Below are 14,564 nucleotides of genomic sequence, written 5' to 3' on the forward strand. Positions count from 1 at the left end.
TTTAGTATACGAAAGAGAGGATTTCTATGAGAAAAAGTGAGAAGAAAAAGCAGGTAATAAAGCGTGACCGCTACCTGAAAATACGAGTAACCGAAGAGGAGCTTGAAGCATTCAAACGTAAGTTTAAAAACAGTGGAATGCGAACATTTTCCGGCTTCGTCAGAGCAATGATATTTGAAGGCTATATCGTTCATTTCAATGAAGAGGAACTACGTGAAATATACCACCTGGTAGCTAACATTTCCAACAACATCAGTCAGATCATTCTTCACGTCAGCCGAGACGATGATTCTTTCGACAGCGACATTGCTGAAATCAAAGAGAAGATGGCGCAGATATGGCAGCCGCTGAACTTTTTTACGTGTAAAGTTTTGCAGCTGAGACACTGACAGAATACAATGCGCATTGCACTGGATTTTATCTTCTTTTTGCTGCGCTCTTCACAAAAATAATTACAATCATTCCGCATAGCTGGACTCTTGAATATCTGTCCGCTATAATAGATTCACAACAATAATTTATGGAGGCGATTTTATGTTTAGAATACCCGAACTCGCAATGCCGAGAACTCGCACAGTCACTACCATCTGCAACGGCAAGAAAGAGATATGGGACGATCGTGAGGAAGCACAGAATTTCTTTCTCAGACAGATGATGACTACCGAGGGTGAGGAACGTGACCGAGCAGAGTGCGTTTACATTCAGCTCATTCATGGGCTGGAGGAGTGTTCGGACGAGGATGAATAAGAGAATATAATTATGAACTCTCAACTGCTAATAGGTTGAGAGTTTTTCTATAATCAACTTTATCTAATTGACTAAATAGACAAAATGTGATATAATTATAGAAAAAATACTGGAGAGGTGTTACTATGAAAGAAAACAAAGAATTAAGAATTGTCGATAGTAAAGTTCATTCTCTTTCTGAAATATTTTCAGCAAGCTACACTGTTGACTTCTATCAGCGTGAATACGTATGGCAGAAAAAGCAGATAGAAGACCTTATTTCAGATCTGACAATCGAATTTCTCAAGAACTGGAAACCTGAGCACGATACAACTGTTACCGGAGAATACGATCCTTACTACATGGGCGAAGTTGTCCTTTCTGTAAAACCCGGTAATGTTAATTCGGTAATTGATGGTCAGCAGAGAATAACGACTTTTACCCTGCTATTGATGTACATTATTAAAAGATTTGAGAATACTCCTGATTTTCCTAAAAGTGATATGGAGAGACTGGTTTATAAAAATGAGCGTGGAGCTTGGAAGTTTACTCTTGGAATAGACGAACGAAATAAATGTATGAAAGCTCTCTACGAAAAAGGCAGTTATTCACCTCCAGATGGTGAGAATATGTCTGTATCCATAAAAAACTTAGTCGATAGATATAATGATATCGGAGAATGCTGGGATGATAGAATAAACGAATCCAACATTAATTGCTTTGTATATTGGCTTATGGGAAATGTAATGTTTTCAAAAGTCTGGACTAATAGCGATGAGTTTGCCTATGTGATATTTGAAACTATGAATGACCGTGGCTTATCGCTTACTCAGATAGAAATGCTCCGCAGTTATCTGCTTGCCAATATAAATGATGAAAATCGCCAGGACTCTATGGAATTGTACGATCAGGTCATATCAGAACTGGCAACTGTAAAGCTAAGTTCAAAATCAAAAGCTGAGTTTGAGTTTTTCAAGATTTTTTTCAGAGGACATTATGCAGATAACCTTTCTCAAAGCGCTGATTCAAATTCCGATTTCATCGTGATCGGTCAACAATTTCATCGTTGGGTTAGAGATAAAAGCAAAGACCTCGGTTTAAATACATCAGGGGATTATGTGGACTTTATTAACAAGATAGCATTTTTCGCCCGAAAGTATATCTACATTATGAAGAAAATAGAGAACAGAAAAGACAGCGTTACAGACTATCTTTATCTGATAGTAAATAGCGATTATGGCTTTACTCTTCAGTCTGCTCTTCTGTTGTCAGCTATTTCATATAATGATACTGATGCTATTGTAGATGAGAAAATCAAGATTGTATCAAAATATCTGACGAAAGTGCTCTCGTGGCGTGTATGGAGACACACAAGTATAGCTCAGAGTTCTATGGAGGATAAGATTTACAAACTTTGCAAACAGCTCCGAGGAAAGAATATCGATGAAATTAAAGAAATTCTTGCAACTGAACCTATCGAAATCCCCGAACTTAGTACTCCGCCAACTCTTAACATGATGAATAAACCTAAGATCAGAGTGCTGTTATCGCTTATTACAGAAATAGTAGCAAGAGAATCAAATGAGTCTGATTATATGCTGAACAAGGAGAATATCGAGGTTGAGCATATATGGGCAGACCATTATGAATGGTTCAGTGAAATATTCCCTAATGAGGCTGACTTTAATACATATAGAAATAATATCGGTGGTCTGCTTGTACTACCAAAAAGCTTCAACGCTTCGTATGGCGATATGAAATACAAAGATAAGGTAGAGTTGTATTTCAGCCAAAACATTCTTGCTCAGTCATTGTGTGAAAAGAAATATACTAACAGCCCTGGTTTCAAGAACTTCATAGAGAAAAGTAACCTTGATATACACTCGTATGACGATTACACTCGTGATTCTATTACAGAACGAGCAGAATTATATAGGCAGATATTACTGTGGAATTGGAAATAAGCTATAAGTTGTCTGCTTATTCAGCAACAATAAAATAGCCCTGCATTGTCACAAAACAAGCAGGGTAACTAACACACAACTAACAAAACAGCCTCAAAACAACGCAATAGCGTAATTGCACTTTATCTAAGAGATAATCAGACACCTCAAAACTTGCGTATTTACGCACTTTGCGAGTGGTCAAATGCTCTTTGGTCAACTATTGGTCAAATGGTCACCTCCCTGTTCGCGCAGGGAGGTTTTTATTTGCCTTTACGCAAGGCACAGCTCGATCTGCTCGGCAGTTCGGGCTTTTGTTTTTCGCAGAACATCGGCATAGATGTCAGCGGTGACGTTCACATCACAGTGACCGAGATGCTCGGACACAACTTTCAGGTCGATACCGCTGTTCAGGAGCATTGTTGCGTTGCAGTGACGGAGCTGATGCAGTGTCATATCCTCGAATTCCGTTCCTTTGGTGAAGCGTTTGAGGGACTGATATACCGAATTGCGGTCACGGTAGTTCCCTCTTGCAGACACGAATACCATTTCAGGGTGAGCGAAATCATCACCGAGGGCGAGTTTCAGCTTCTCGATGTAGTCCTTCTGAGCGAGAAGGACTTTTTTCAGCTCCTGTCCCATACCGATGATGCGGATACTGCTCTCGGTCTTAGGATCGGTCAGTTCGTGCTTTCCGCCTATATCGGTCAGCGTATGGTTTATGGAGATAGTGTTGTTCTCGAAGTCAATGTCCTCCCACGCAAGTCCGAGACACTCACCCGAACGCATACCCGTGTACAGCAGCACCTTTATGATACGCTTGAAATCCTCGTCCCACGGCTTGCTTTCAAGGTAAGCCATGAACCTTTTGAGCTTGTCCTCCTCCAAAGCCTTATTCTTGCGGCTTTTCTTCCGCTTTGGCAGTACCACGTTACGGCAGGGAGTATCACGGATAAAGCCCTGCTCTGCTCCTCTGCGGAAGATGCTCTGTACAATGACGTACAGCTTCTTGACAGTCGCAGGGTTCAGGTCATAGGACTGCATTATCTGCGTCAGCCTGGGAGCGTTGATGTCCTTGACTTTTATGTTACCGAGAACAGGCTCGATGTGGTTTTTGTACTGCCCCCAATAGGTGTAGACGGTACTCTCTTTCAGCTCCTGGGGAGCGTAGTTTGTGAAATACCAGTCGGCAAGCTCGGAAAAACGCATATTCTCGTTGAGCAGAGAATAACCCTTGCAGTGTCTCTCGAACTCAAAAGCGTACTCCTGAGCCAGCTTCTCGGCTTTCTTTTCAGTCACCCCGACAGGCGGAGTGAAAGTGGTCGATTTTACAAGCTGTTTGCCGTTCATATCGCAGCCGACAAACACCCTGATACGGAATGTGTTTCCACGTTTTGTTATATTAGCCAATGTAAATCCCTCCAAATTTACACTATGGCATATCTCTGTATTTAGCATTGTAGCGCACTATTCTCTCTTTGTCAAGCGCTTTCGGAGATATGCCATAGCTTTTCGTCTTTTATTCTAACTCTGTGCTTCTTGTTTTGTTATACCTGTACCGGGCAAAATCCTCCGACAGTCCGCAGGCGGTTATGAAAGCCCTTGCCTTTTGCAGGTCACGGGTGAGCTGTTCCTCACGCTTGATACGCTGAGCTTCGGCATTCTGCTTTTCACGGGAGAAATAACGCTTGTTTTCTTCCTTTTTCTTGTACTCAGAAAGCTCCGATGAGACTGCTGCCAGCTGCGTTTTCAGCTTGTCACGCTCCTGAACAGCTTCATCACGTTCCTTGCGGAGCTTCTTGGTCTGCTTCTGAGATGCTACTTCTTTCTTTGCAAGGTCGGACACGTTCTCCCAGTCCTCCTGAGAAACCGTCACCTTACCGCCGAACACGGTCTTGCCGGTCTCCACGCTGTCTATCTCTGCCAGCTTCACCTTTTTCCTGGACACCTTTTCAAACTCGGCAACAGCTTCGTCACGCTCGGCGGTGAGCCTTTCAATCTCGGCATTGAGAGCATTAATCCTGTCCTGATGCTCGCCGTACTCCTCGACCGTGTAGCTGTAACCCCTGGACTTTTTCGGTTCGCTGATCTCAATATCGTGAGCGTTGCAGATATTCTTTAAAACATCCCACTCGGCAAGTCTCCAACGGTTGTTCGCCTTAGCATCTTTTCCGAAGTTCATTTCTTCAAGGGCTTTGTTCTTTGCGTTGCGGACTTCAAGACCGTTTTTGAAATGCCCTACGGGGATATAGTCGATGTGCAGATGCGGAGTTGATTCATCGAGGTGCATAACGGCATTGAAAACATAGAAATTAGGGTTTCTCTCCTGAAAGCCCTCCATGTATTCACGCAGACACTCTTTCGTTATCTCAGCATCGGGAGTGCCGATGCCCGAATCCTTTTTTGTTCCGATGTAAACAAGATGTTCGTAGAAACACTTCTGCTTGTTTGCGTTGACAATAAAACTCTTGCCGGGCGGACGATTGAACAGATGCTCGAAGTAGTCACCGATCTTGCGATCCTTTCTTTTCTGACGGGCGTTATACTTCTCGACTGCTTCATCAAAAAGCTGGTGATAGGCTTCTCCCAATTCCTGCTGAACGAACACTATGTTGTTCGGCGTTCTGGAGCTGTCGATATTCTTGGCAGTAAACTCTCTGTTGTTATGTGAAAGGCTGCCTTTTCCCTCACACATAGAGATAGATTTTTCACTCATAAAAATGTCTCCTCTTTATATTTTTATTGAACCCTCTGACGAGGGAAAACAGGTACGCAAAAGGCTTGATGCCTTTGCTATACGAGCGCCCTTGATGGGCTTTGATTGGCTTGCAACGATACAGTGGTGATCGGCAAACCAAACAGCGCGGAGCGCTGAGATTTACTTGCGGTGCGCCGCCAGTAACCCCAAATCACTTTTGACAGCCTATACAGTCCATCAAAAATGATATTGGGGCTCTGCGAGGCTTTTATCGGCTGACGGAGCAGCCGAAATTGTGGGTACGGTTATTCAAAATCGCACCCATGAGAGTTGCGAAAAAACGCATTACAATTTTGAAGAAATACCATATCGGAAACGATGTTTTTTTCAAAAATCAGCACTCATATTTTTCTGAAAATCTGCTATCTGATTTACGATATTTTTCATGGAAAGCCGACCTGCTTTATTGAAGTTTATGAACTCCCAGCAGAGGTACTCCGCATAGTCCAAATGATGCAGGGAATACACAAATCTTTCGTCAGGAATTTCATCGGGTGACGCAGGAGCAAATTCTCTCCATTCACGCATCAGCCACAGGTAATCGTTAAGTGTCCGCCAAGCGGACTTTTCCCATTCTTCATAGGCTCGTTTTTCCTGAACACGCTTCTGATATTCGGACACTTCTTTCGCAGCCGGAGCTTTACCGATCTCGATATTCAGACCGAAGTCCTCATTCAGCTTTTTTACTGCATCAATGGGCTTATCGAGCCCGAACATTTTCTGTGTGAATCCGATAACATCAACGTGTGTTCCGCAGCCGAAGCAATGCAGAGCATCGGGATAGATTTTTGCAGAGGGAGTACGCTCATTGTGAAAGGGACAAAGTGCCATACCGCCACGGGATATTTCAAGACCATATCCCTCCGCCACTGTTCTCATATCAATAGCAGATTTTACTTGCTCGAATACGGTCACGCTCAGAACGGGATAGAGTTGAAGAAGTCGAGAGCCGACTTGTAAATGTTCTGCTCCTGCTCGGTCAGGAAATGACACGGATCGCAGTCCTTGTTATCGGCAGCATAGAAGCCACGATAAAACAGAGTGTGGAGCATCTTGTAGTAAAGCTCCTCCTGCTCGGCATCATCGAAAGTATGGATACCATTGTTGCGGATATCGTTCTCGTTGTATTCGCACATATTATCCCCCCCTCTCAGTTCTGAAAATAGTTCAGCAGGTCAGCCTTATTGACAAGAATCTTGCCACGGACACCCTCGCCTGTGCGGATATACTTGATCTTATTCTGAGCAACGAGCATACGCACGGTGTGTTCGGAAAGCCCCTCGATAAGCTCTGTACACTCCTTCACGGTGAGCATCTTCACCTTTTCAGTCTTTTTCTCGGTGGGCGCAGGAGCGTTCTCAACAGGTTCATCGTAGGCGATAGCAGTCATAAGCTCCAGTATCTGGTTCAGCATTGTCTCTTTCTGTTCTCTTGTAAGCATAATAAATACCTCATCTTTCTCTTTTCTCTGAGTTGTATTTTTGTGTACTATCAGCATTTTCAGCACGATCAAGTCCGAAAATGCTGATAATGTCGATCGTTCATATGTTGGGGTTGATAAAAACCATGACCCCGCTTTTGTTGTTCCCATTCGCTCCCTGCACTTTCTCACGGCGGAGGTAGTTGTATTCCTCCAGCATATCCATTGTCTCAGCGAAGTCGGCTGCGTTCTTGAAAAGCGTACATCGGCAGAGCTTGTAAAGGTCATTCTGTCTGATGTTGGTTATGTGCTTGGAGCGTATCTTGTTGAGTACCCTCTCAGCTTTAATAGTGCCGAGATCAACGTCACCGAGACTGTAAGCGTAGATAGCCTGTTCACGGAAATACTCGCCTATCTCAACAGCGTTGCAGAACGTATCCAACGTAACACGGTTCTCTACGGGGTTTACGCCGTTCAATGCACACTTGATACAGTGAATGATACCGCATAGGCGGAGCAGTTCGCCGTGGTACTTACCGCCCCAGTCCTTGCAGAAAGCCATATCCGTGACAAGGTGCGGCTCGATAAAGTTGTTGTAATAGTCAACGAACTCTCCGTATGCCTTTGCATCGAAATGCAGATAAAGCTCTTTCTCGTCATGGTAGGTGAACTTAGCTCCGAGGAGCTTGTACACAAGGTTCTTGTAATTCTCAGCGACTTGCTCAGGCACAGCCTGCGTATCATACTTTCGTGAACCGATGTTGCTGACAGGAAAACAATACATGAACCTTGCTATCAGACCGCTGCCACGAAACACAGGATTGTTTATCATACCGTCGAACACATAAGGCTGACAGGCAAGGCAGATGCTCATGTAGGGCTTTTTCAGCACAATGCTCGCTCTGGTAGCTCGGTCGCTGATGTAGGTCTCGCCGTTCCATGATTTCAGCAGGAGATCAAGGTTAGGTACGTTGTTGCTGTAACGTCCGCTGAAATTACCGAGCATTCCGGCTTCGTCGGATATCATAAGCAGTGTGCCGTTCTCTTCGAGCAGGTTCACAAGGGATTCGGGTGTCACATCGTCCACCGCTATCCTGCGGAAGTTGCTCGCAGGGATATTGCTTATCTCCGTCTGGAGCTTGGCTATCTCCTCAGCTGTCACATCTTTCTTCTTTTCAAGGGCTTCCAGCTTGCTCAACAGGAGCTTGCGTTCTGCCTGAGATTGAAAGATATCCTGCTTGTTGTTCTCATTCCAGTCGTGTGCAAACTGAATGTACGGACGCTTTATAAGCGACATTACAGGTGACTTCTTGAAGCTCGGCTCTGCTATGGTCAGCGTGTCAAGCACCAGAGGTTCGGTGTGGTCACGCTTGGCGGACATACGGTAAACTCCTGAAAAGCAGTAGCTCACCGCAGAGAGTATCGAAGTCCCTGCCATTGCAACGTCCGTTGATGTGGTAGTCGCTATTGCCTGCGCCATGTCTCCTATAATAGGTGGCAAAGCGTTCACAGGGAACGGCAGGAGGTTTGTCCCGTCGGGACGGAGTGGTGTGGGTTTTGCCCATTGTGTTACATTGTCCAATGAATTATCATCGTCCTTTCTGATATGATCTATAAAAGCACTTTTATGTGTATAGCGGTCAACATCGTCATGTTGTTCCGCTGTCAGATGTCTTTCGCATCTGACATGAACATTGTAACATTTCTTTCGGAGTGCTTGTGCGTGCATTGCGTATTTACGCAAAAGAATACGCATAAAATTTTAGAATACGAATACAATCACGCTATAATACGCATTATAATTGACAGTTTGCGTGTGATGTGCTATAATGGAAGAAGATACTGAAAGCGAGGAGAGCGTATGGGAACTACGACAATTTACCGTATAAACGAAACAGACCGCACGATAAATATCGCACAGTCTGTTAATGATACCGATGAAAGTGTTCATGGAGCTGTTCTGAATACAAGAACGTTCACCTTTGACGAGCTGATGAATCAGCATAAGGTTTTCTGCGAGCATACCGAGCCGTATGATGCGTTCAGGGACAGGCTCAACAGTGCCTTGCGTATTGACAGGAGCATTGATGTCAGCACCGATGATATGATTGCAAGGTTCATAGCCGAGTATGGGGAAAACATATTCTTCCGAGGATATGTGACCTCGGTCATTGAGTTTTATGATAAGGAACGGTATGTCCTGCTGAAACCGAATGACGTAGTTATCGCCAAGCTCAACAGAAGAAAGATACAGGATGAAGTTGCCCGAAAGCTCATGGACTACATGGATACGCATTTTACGCTTATGAGCAGTAATGCGTATTTCAACTGTAAGGCTAATATGGAGCATTTTATGATACAGCCTGGGCGGACGATTATTGCCGCCGACGAATACACTTATAATGTATTCCGTGAAAGCGATAACTGCCTGCTGACTATCCTTGCGGAGATCGGGCAGCTCGTTCATCATAATAAATGGACGGTCAGCGAGTGTGGCTTCTGTCACAAGCTGTTTCTCGGAACGGAAGGCGAGGTCTGCTGTCACTCTGCTGAATGCATCGAAGCACAGAAACAGCAGAAAGAGGCTATTTACAAGGAGAATACCAAGGAATACTCTGCCGTCAAACGTGATTATGATGCCTTTGTTCGCAGATATAAGAAAACACTTGTAGAAGCAGGCATTCAAAAGTATCACCCTGCTGAGTTTGACGAGTTTATGCAGGCGAAGCAGGAGCGTATGGACGATATGGACAAACTCAAAAAACGTCTGATACGGAACGGTCTGCCGACTAAGGAACTTATTGATCTTGGGGCAAAGTATAAGGCGGAGATAAAGGCGTTGGCTGATGAGTTAGTTGAAAGGTTTGGGAGTAAGGGGTGAACTTTGAATTTGGTGGGGTCAGAGTTATACAAAAACAGGAACCGCCTTAATGAGACAGTTCCTGTTATTATGTATCATTCTATAATTCCAGAATAATTTACAGCTTCGTCGATTTTATACATAAGCATACTTGCAAACATTAATCGGCGCATACATTCTTCCTTGGTTACTACAATAGTGTTTGTATGGGCTTTCGGATTTCTTAGAGCTGACATTGCTCCTGCCAGCATAAAGCGTGTTCCATTATGGATATTTTTGCCTGTTTCTGTGCTTCTATCACATATTTCTATGAGAGGATTATCAGAAAACACTTTGTTCATGGCGTCGTAGCCATCAGGAACATTTGAATCCCCAGGTTTAACGATAGTATATAAATTCTTAACTCTATCATTTATCTCAATAAAAGCATCTTCAGCTGCATTTGCATAATGACCATCAAGATATAGCTGTTTGGACGATTTAATAATACGACTATGTATCATACTCCAAATATCTTTTTTCTGGTTGTCAATATCATAATTCAAAGATTTTAATATAGCAATAATCTGTCCAAATACAGACGAATTTAAACAACCATTATAAATAAACAGCATATCTTTCAACCGAAATAATTCGCTGCTGAAATGAGGATATTCTATTGCAATATCATATGATATTTTAGATAAATCATTCTTTATTGATGTTATTTGTCCAACAGGAATCGGTATCAAATTCCAATTGTTCTGTGATCCTATTCTCTTGAGCAGGGATAAGAGATTAGTTATTCTTTGTGTATCCATAGCACGTCCTTTTGTTAAAACTTTATGTCATCGGCAATTGAAGCAACATTGGAGAAATGCTGATTTATTCGATTTTCTTCAAGTTCTCTTTTTCGTTTTTCTTCTAAAATAATTGCTTGCTCTTTTTTATTTGCAGTGTTTACACATAACACTAAAGTTTCTCTATGGTAATCCCTAACCTCTTCGATAGTTGTCCCGTCTAATATTATCTTATCACCATATACAGAAGCAATTCCTGGTCTGTGCATTGTTGTAAATCTTGGAGGACTATTCCAAGTTGAAATGAAGATATTTATCCATAAGCTACTTGGTCTTTTAGAAAGGCGAAATGGAATTTTATACAACATGGTTATCCCTTTAACACACCACAGATAATTTACAATGCTGTCCAAATAAACAGACCTCAAAACTCAGAAAATATAGTATAATAGTGACAGAAACCGAAGGGAGCTGTCGCTATGTCAAAAAGATTTCCGAAACCTGAGATCACACTTGATGGGATATACTCAAAGTTCGCAGATGAAAGCTTTTGCAAGGATTTTCTGCTTGATATCCGCTTTGAAAAGGGTTTTGCCTGCCCGTTTTGCGGTGGCTCTGAGTACCGCAGGATAAGGTCACGCCATCTGCTGCGATGCAAGTTCTGTAAAGCAGATATATCCGCCACAAACGGAACTTTTATGCACAGAACACATATTCCGCTCAGACTGTGGATAGTCACCGCATTCCTCATTATGAGCAACAAATGCAGCGTTTCTGCTGTTACGCTGATGAGGTCTTTGGGGGTGACCTACAAGACTGCATGGTACATCCTTCATCGCATCAGAAAAGCTATGAAATGCCGTGAAGAACGCTATTTGCTTGACGGGATCGTTGAACTTGATGACACGTATCTCGGTGCTCCGACTCACGGTAAAAAGCGTGGCAGAGGAACTGAAAAAGTCAAGATGATAGTAGCTTTGTCAAAGAACGCAGCAGGAAATCCCGAGTACGTTAAAATGAGCGATGTGCCGAATTTAAAGGGTATAACTGTTGGTAGATTTGCCAGGGATAATATCCGCGCAGGCTCGAAGATCGAGAGTGATAATGCTCGAAGTTACAAGAAACCGTTGGCACAGAAATACTTCCATGTTTTTGAAACATATGATCCGACAAGCGGTCAGCTGAACTGGATGCATAAAGTTATATCAAACTTCAAAGCAATGATCATGGGAACTTACCACGGAAACGAAAAGATCCACACAGCGTTATATGCTGCCGAATACTGCTACAAATTCAACCGTCGTAAGCTGGGAAACAGTGCGTATTTAAGGCTTTTGGCTGCTTTGGTGCAGTGATCTTACTTGTGGTGTGTTAAAGGGATAACCATATTATACAATGCACATCCACGAGTACCATCCATTCGTGGCACGGTTACCTCATCGGTTATAATACCAAGAATATGAATCGGTTCATCTGGAGAAGAAGGACTAAGCTGTGGTGCAGCCTGGGCAACATAAGAAGGAACACGACCTATTTTAGGCTTCATTTTCACTCCATAAATGGTTGTGATCAAATCTTTGTAGTTATTCTCAAAATGAATAGAATCTGTCAAATCAATACCAAGCTTTCCAGCCAAAAACGTAGGCATAGCTGCATTAAATGATCCTTTACGCACCACAGGGATAAACTTACGTTCATTTCCTTTTGAGTATAGTTCCTCTGTTATAATATGACCTTCATATCCAACCCCACCTTTTCGATTATCGGCTTTTTCCTTATACAGTGGTGTACAGATAATGAGGACGTAATCGGCAGTTGTAATCGACTGTTCCATAAAATGTGGAAGTCTATCGCCTAAAGATGCGTCATACTGATCAACGGTTGCATCAATTCCATCGGCTAATAGTTTGTCAGCAAATTCTCGCACCCATTGTTGATGTGCATCTTCTTCCCATGAATATGATATAAATGCTTTAGGATGCTGTTTACTCATATACAATCCTCCGCCTTAAAACCTTTATAGCTTCCAAATCCTAACATATAAACCGCCATAGCCACAGCAAGATTCTCATTGTTGAGATTCTGTTTCTTAGCAAGCTCCTTCAGCTCATCAATAACAGTATCGTGTGGAACGATAGAGCCTTCAAGCTCGTCCACAGCCTTCTGAATGATAGACGGCAGCACCATACACATCTGATAGAAAGCATCTTCCTGTCCGGTTACAAGAGCATAGAACTGGTCGAGGCTCACACGGCGTATCAGCTTGTGACCGACCTTTTTCTTGTCAACGGTAGTCTCCCATTTTATATTCTGCGATCTCTGAGCAATAGCTTCAACAAGAAAACAAGCACAATCATCATCGGTGAGAAGCTGGTTCTGCATCTTAATAAAAGTCTTACCTGCCGATGCAGAATTCATGGTGTTGTGCTTGTTTTTCATCTCGACATACACAGTATGTACGCTGATTCCATCTGTAACAACAATGCCATCAGGATTTTCAAAGATAACGTCCCAGCCGCCCTCTTTTCCGTTATCGGGAACACGACAGTTAGCAATGTACTGGAATATGCGCTGGTGGAAATAGCCTATATCGTTGTTATTGGACTTATCACGCTGACGGAAAATCTCGTTGCATACGATCTCCTCCCATGATGCCTGGTAGACAGTTTTATCAAAAATCAACTTGATAGGATCAATAATATTCTTGTTGAAACGCTTCAAATCGAAAGATTCAAGCTTTTCGCCATACTTCTCTATGGTTTTCTTAACGTGCTTTGTAAAGTCTTCTTCGCTGATGAAACTAAGTGTCCACATTATGATAATCCCTCCAGTGCGATTCTTATCTGCTTTGCTATATCCATTGCAAGATTGACAGGAACGGCATTGCCGACCTGCTTATACTGAGAACCTATACTTCCGCAGAACTGCCATTCATCAGGGAAACTCTGACAACGGGCATTTTCACGGATAGTAAACGGACGGGGTTCAAGCGGATGACAGCGATCTGTCTGCTTCTGGCTAGGTGAAGTCAAAACGGTAAGCGACGGTTCGTCAAGGCTGAGCCTGCGGAGAATGCCTGTCCTTCCGCCTTCCATGTACCAACAGCTTTTCATATACTCTTTCGCTATATCCTCGGGAATATCTCTCCAGTATCCACCCGGAGGAACAAGCTCAAATATCTTACGCTTGTATTCCGAATATGGTGTACCCTCGCTTTTCGGACAGTCAAGCAGCACATCACGCAGAACTGGCTTGTACTCATGTGGTGTGGGGAAACTGAAACTGATCTTGTCAGTCAGATTGTTTCTGATGCCTATGGTTATCAGACGTTCACGCTTCTGAGCAACACCATAGTCCCAAGCATTCAGAACCTTCTTCTGAATGGTGTAGCCTGTACTTTCAAATATATCAAGAATTGTTTTGTAAGTTCTTCCCTTATCATGAGTCAGCAGACCACGAACGTTCTCAAAAAGAAACATTTTAGGCTGGAGCTGTTCAAGGAACTTTGCGTAATGATAGAAAAGTGTTCCACGAGCATCTTCAAGACCGAGCCGTTTTCCTGCATAAGAGAAGCTCTGACAAGGTGCGCCACCCGAAAGCAGATCAAGCTCACCCTTCTTCAAACCGAAGTAATCTTGCAGGTCAAGACAAGAGATATTGGCAATATCATCATTGATAACTCTCCATTCAGGTCTGTTTCTGCGGAGTGTATCAGATGCGTCCTTGTCCACCTCTACAAGACCGAGCGTTATAAACCCAGCTTTCTCAACACCGAGAGCAAGCCCGCCTGCACCAGCGAATAATTCTATCGTAGAGAAGGTTCGCTGTTCTTTCTTAGTTGTAATATCCATAATATCACCGATATTGCAGTTCAGCACCATACATATCTTTTCAAGGCTTTCAAGGGAAACAGTTTCATTCTTTCCCATTCGAGCCATGACATTAAAGCTGACACCTGATGCTTCTTTCAGTTCGGTTTTATTCATGCCCTTATCAATCAGTAATTTCCATAGATTATTGTAGCTTACTGCCACCATATTTCATTCCTTCCTGTATCCTGTGATACAATAATGGGTTA

General features: G+C 43.1%; 16 protein-coding genes and 1 pseudogene. 5 read left to right on the forward strand and 12 right to left on the reverse strand.

Annotated elements, in window-relative coordinates:
* Positions 1-26 precede the first annotated feature (26 nt).
* From RUMAL_RS12665 to RUMAL_RS12675, 3 genes are all read left to right on the forward strand, one after another.
* Complete coding sequence (locus RUMAL_RS12665) at positions 27-389, forward strand: plasmid mobilization protein (RefSeq protein WP_013499113.1); 363 nt, start codon at positions 27-29, stop codon at positions 387-389.
* A gap of 145 nt (positions 390-534) precedes the next feature.
* A complete protein-coding gene (locus RUMAL_RS12670) occupies positions 535-747 on the forward strand; it encodes a hypothetical protein (protein WP_013499114.1) in 213 nt (70 codons plus the stop codon).
* Positions 748-872: 125 nt separating this feature from the next.
* Positions 873-2,690: a DUF262 domain-containing protein gene (locus RUMAL_RS12675; RefSeq protein WP_013499115.1), complete on the forward strand. Its 1,818-nt coding sequence runs from the start codon at positions 873-875 to the stop codon at positions 2,688-2,690.
* 252 nt (positions 2,691-2,942) lie between these two features.
* Here the strand turns inward: RUMAL_RS12675 and RUMAL_RS12680 are convergent, their stop codons facing one another.
* The 6 genes from RUMAL_RS12680 to RUMAL_RS12700 form a co-directional block, all read right to left on the reverse strand.
* Positions 2,943-4,079 (reverse strand): tyrosine-type recombinase/integrase, encoded by a 1,137-nt coding sequence (locus RUMAL_RS12680; RefSeq protein ID WP_013499116.1) that lies wholly within the window; start codon positions 4,077-4,079, stop codon positions 2,943-2,945.
* Positions 4,080-4,188: 109 nt separating this feature from the next.
* Positions 4,189-5,385, reverse strand: a complete 1,197-nt coding sequence (locus tag RUMAL_RS12685; protein WP_013499117.1) for a plasmid recombination protein — start codon at positions 5,383-5,385, stop codon at positions 4,189-4,191.
* Between the two features lie 369 nt (positions 5,386-5,754).
* Positions 5,755-6,342 carry a CHC2 zinc finger domain-containing protein gene (locus tag RUMAL_RS12690; RefSeq protein WP_013499118.1) on the reverse strand — a complete coding sequence of 196 codons (588 nt, stop codon included), beginning with the start codon at positions 6,340-6,342 and terminating at the stop codon, positions 5,755-5,757.
* A gap of 2 nt (positions 6,343-6,344) precedes the next feature.
* Positions 6,345-6,563, reverse strand: a complete 219-nt coding sequence (locus RUMAL_RS20840; RefSeq protein WP_013499119.1) for a hypothetical protein — start codon at positions 6,561-6,563, stop codon at positions 6,345-6,347.
* Between the two features lie 14 nt (positions 6,564-6,577).
* Positions 6,578-6,868, reverse strand: a complete 291-nt coding sequence (locus RUMAL_RS12695) for a MerR family transcriptional regulator (RefSeq protein WP_013499120.1) — start codon at positions 6,866-6,868, stop codon at positions 6,578-6,580.
* 100 nt (positions 6,869-6,968) lie between these two features.
* The gene (locus RUMAL_RS12700; protein WP_154662712.1) at positions 6,969-8,591 is read right to left on the reverse strand and encodes a YfjI family protein; all 1,623 of its coding nucleotides are present in this window, start codon (positions 8,589-8,591) and stop codon (positions 6,969-6,971) included.
* 117 nt (positions 8,592-8,708) lie between these two features.
* Here RUMAL_RS12700 and RUMAL_RS12705 point away from each other — a divergent pair, with 117 nt between their 5' ends.
* The gene (locus tag RUMAL_RS12705) at positions 8,709-9,728 is read left to right on the forward strand and encodes a hypothetical protein (protein WP_013499122.1); all 1,020 of its coding nucleotides are present in this window, start codon (positions 8,709-8,711) and stop codon (positions 9,726-9,728) included.
* 74 nt (positions 9,729-9,802) lie between these two features.
* On the opposite strand, the gene RUMAL_RS12710 is transcribed toward RUMAL_RS12705, so the two are convergent.
* Together RUMAL_RS12710 and RUMAL_RS12715 are read right to left on the reverse strand one after the other, a co-directional pair.
* Positions 9,803-10,507 carry a TIGR02391 family protein gene (locus RUMAL_RS12710; RefSeq protein WP_013499123.1) on the reverse strand — a complete coding sequence of 235 codons (705 nt, stop codon included), beginning with the start codon at positions 10,505-10,507 and terminating at the stop codon, positions 9,803-9,805.
* Positions 10,508-10,521: 14 nt separating this feature from the next.
* The gene (locus tag RUMAL_RS12715) at positions 10,522-10,899 is read right to left on the reverse strand and encodes a hypothetical protein (protein WP_050793289.1); all 378 of its coding nucleotides are present in this window, start codon (positions 10,897-10,899) and stop codon (positions 10,522-10,524) included.
* A 66-nt stretch (positions 10,900-10,965) separates the two neighbouring features.
* Here RUMAL_RS12715 and RUMAL_RS12720 point away from each other — a divergent pair, with 66 nt between their 5' ends.
* Entirely contained in the window at positions 10,966-11,841 is an 876-nt protein-coding gene (locus tag RUMAL_RS12720) for an IS1595 family transposase (protein ID WP_013483548.1), read from the forward strand.
* A 2-nt stretch (positions 11,842-11,843) separates the two neighbouring features.
* On the opposite strand, the gene RUMAL_RS12725 is transcribed toward RUMAL_RS12720, so the two are convergent.
* From RUMAL_RS12725 to RUMAL_RS22955, 4 genes and pseudogenes are all read right to left on the reverse strand, one after another.
* Positions 11,844-12,479 carry a toll/interleukin-1 receptor domain-containing protein gene (locus tag RUMAL_RS12725; RefSeq protein ID WP_050793290.1) on the reverse strand — a complete coding sequence of 212 codons (636 nt, stop codon included), beginning with the start codon at positions 12,477-12,479 and terminating at the stop codon, positions 11,844-11,846.
* Positions 12,476-13,300, reverse strand: coding sequence for an Eco47II family restriction endonuclease (locus RUMAL_RS12730; protein WP_013499124.1), 825 nt, complete (start codon positions 13,298-13,300; stop codon positions 12,476-12,478). Before RUMAL_RS12730 ends, RUMAL_RS12725 begins: the two co-directional genes overlap by 4 nt.
* Positions 13,300-14,337, reverse strand: coding sequence for a DNA cytosine methyltransferase (locus RUMAL_RS12735; protein WP_419247556.1), 1,038 nt, complete (start codon positions 14,335-14,337; stop codon positions 13,300-13,302). Before RUMAL_RS12735 ends, RUMAL_RS12730 begins: the two co-directional genes overlap by 1 nt.
* A pseudogene (locus RUMAL_RS22955) lies at positions 14,332-14,523 on the reverse strand (helix-turn-helix domain-containing protein); the annotation flags it as partial. The pseudogene RUMAL_RS22955 and the gene RUMAL_RS12735, both read right to left, overlap by 6 nt.
* Between the last annotated feature and the right edge of the window lie 41 nt (positions 14,524-14,564).

Source organism: Ruminococcus albus 7 = DSM 20455 (assembly GCF_000179635.2).
In the GTDB taxonomy this organism is placed as follows: Bacteria; Bacillota; Clostridia; order Oscillospirales; family Ruminococcaceae; genus Hominimerdicola; species Hominimerdicola alba.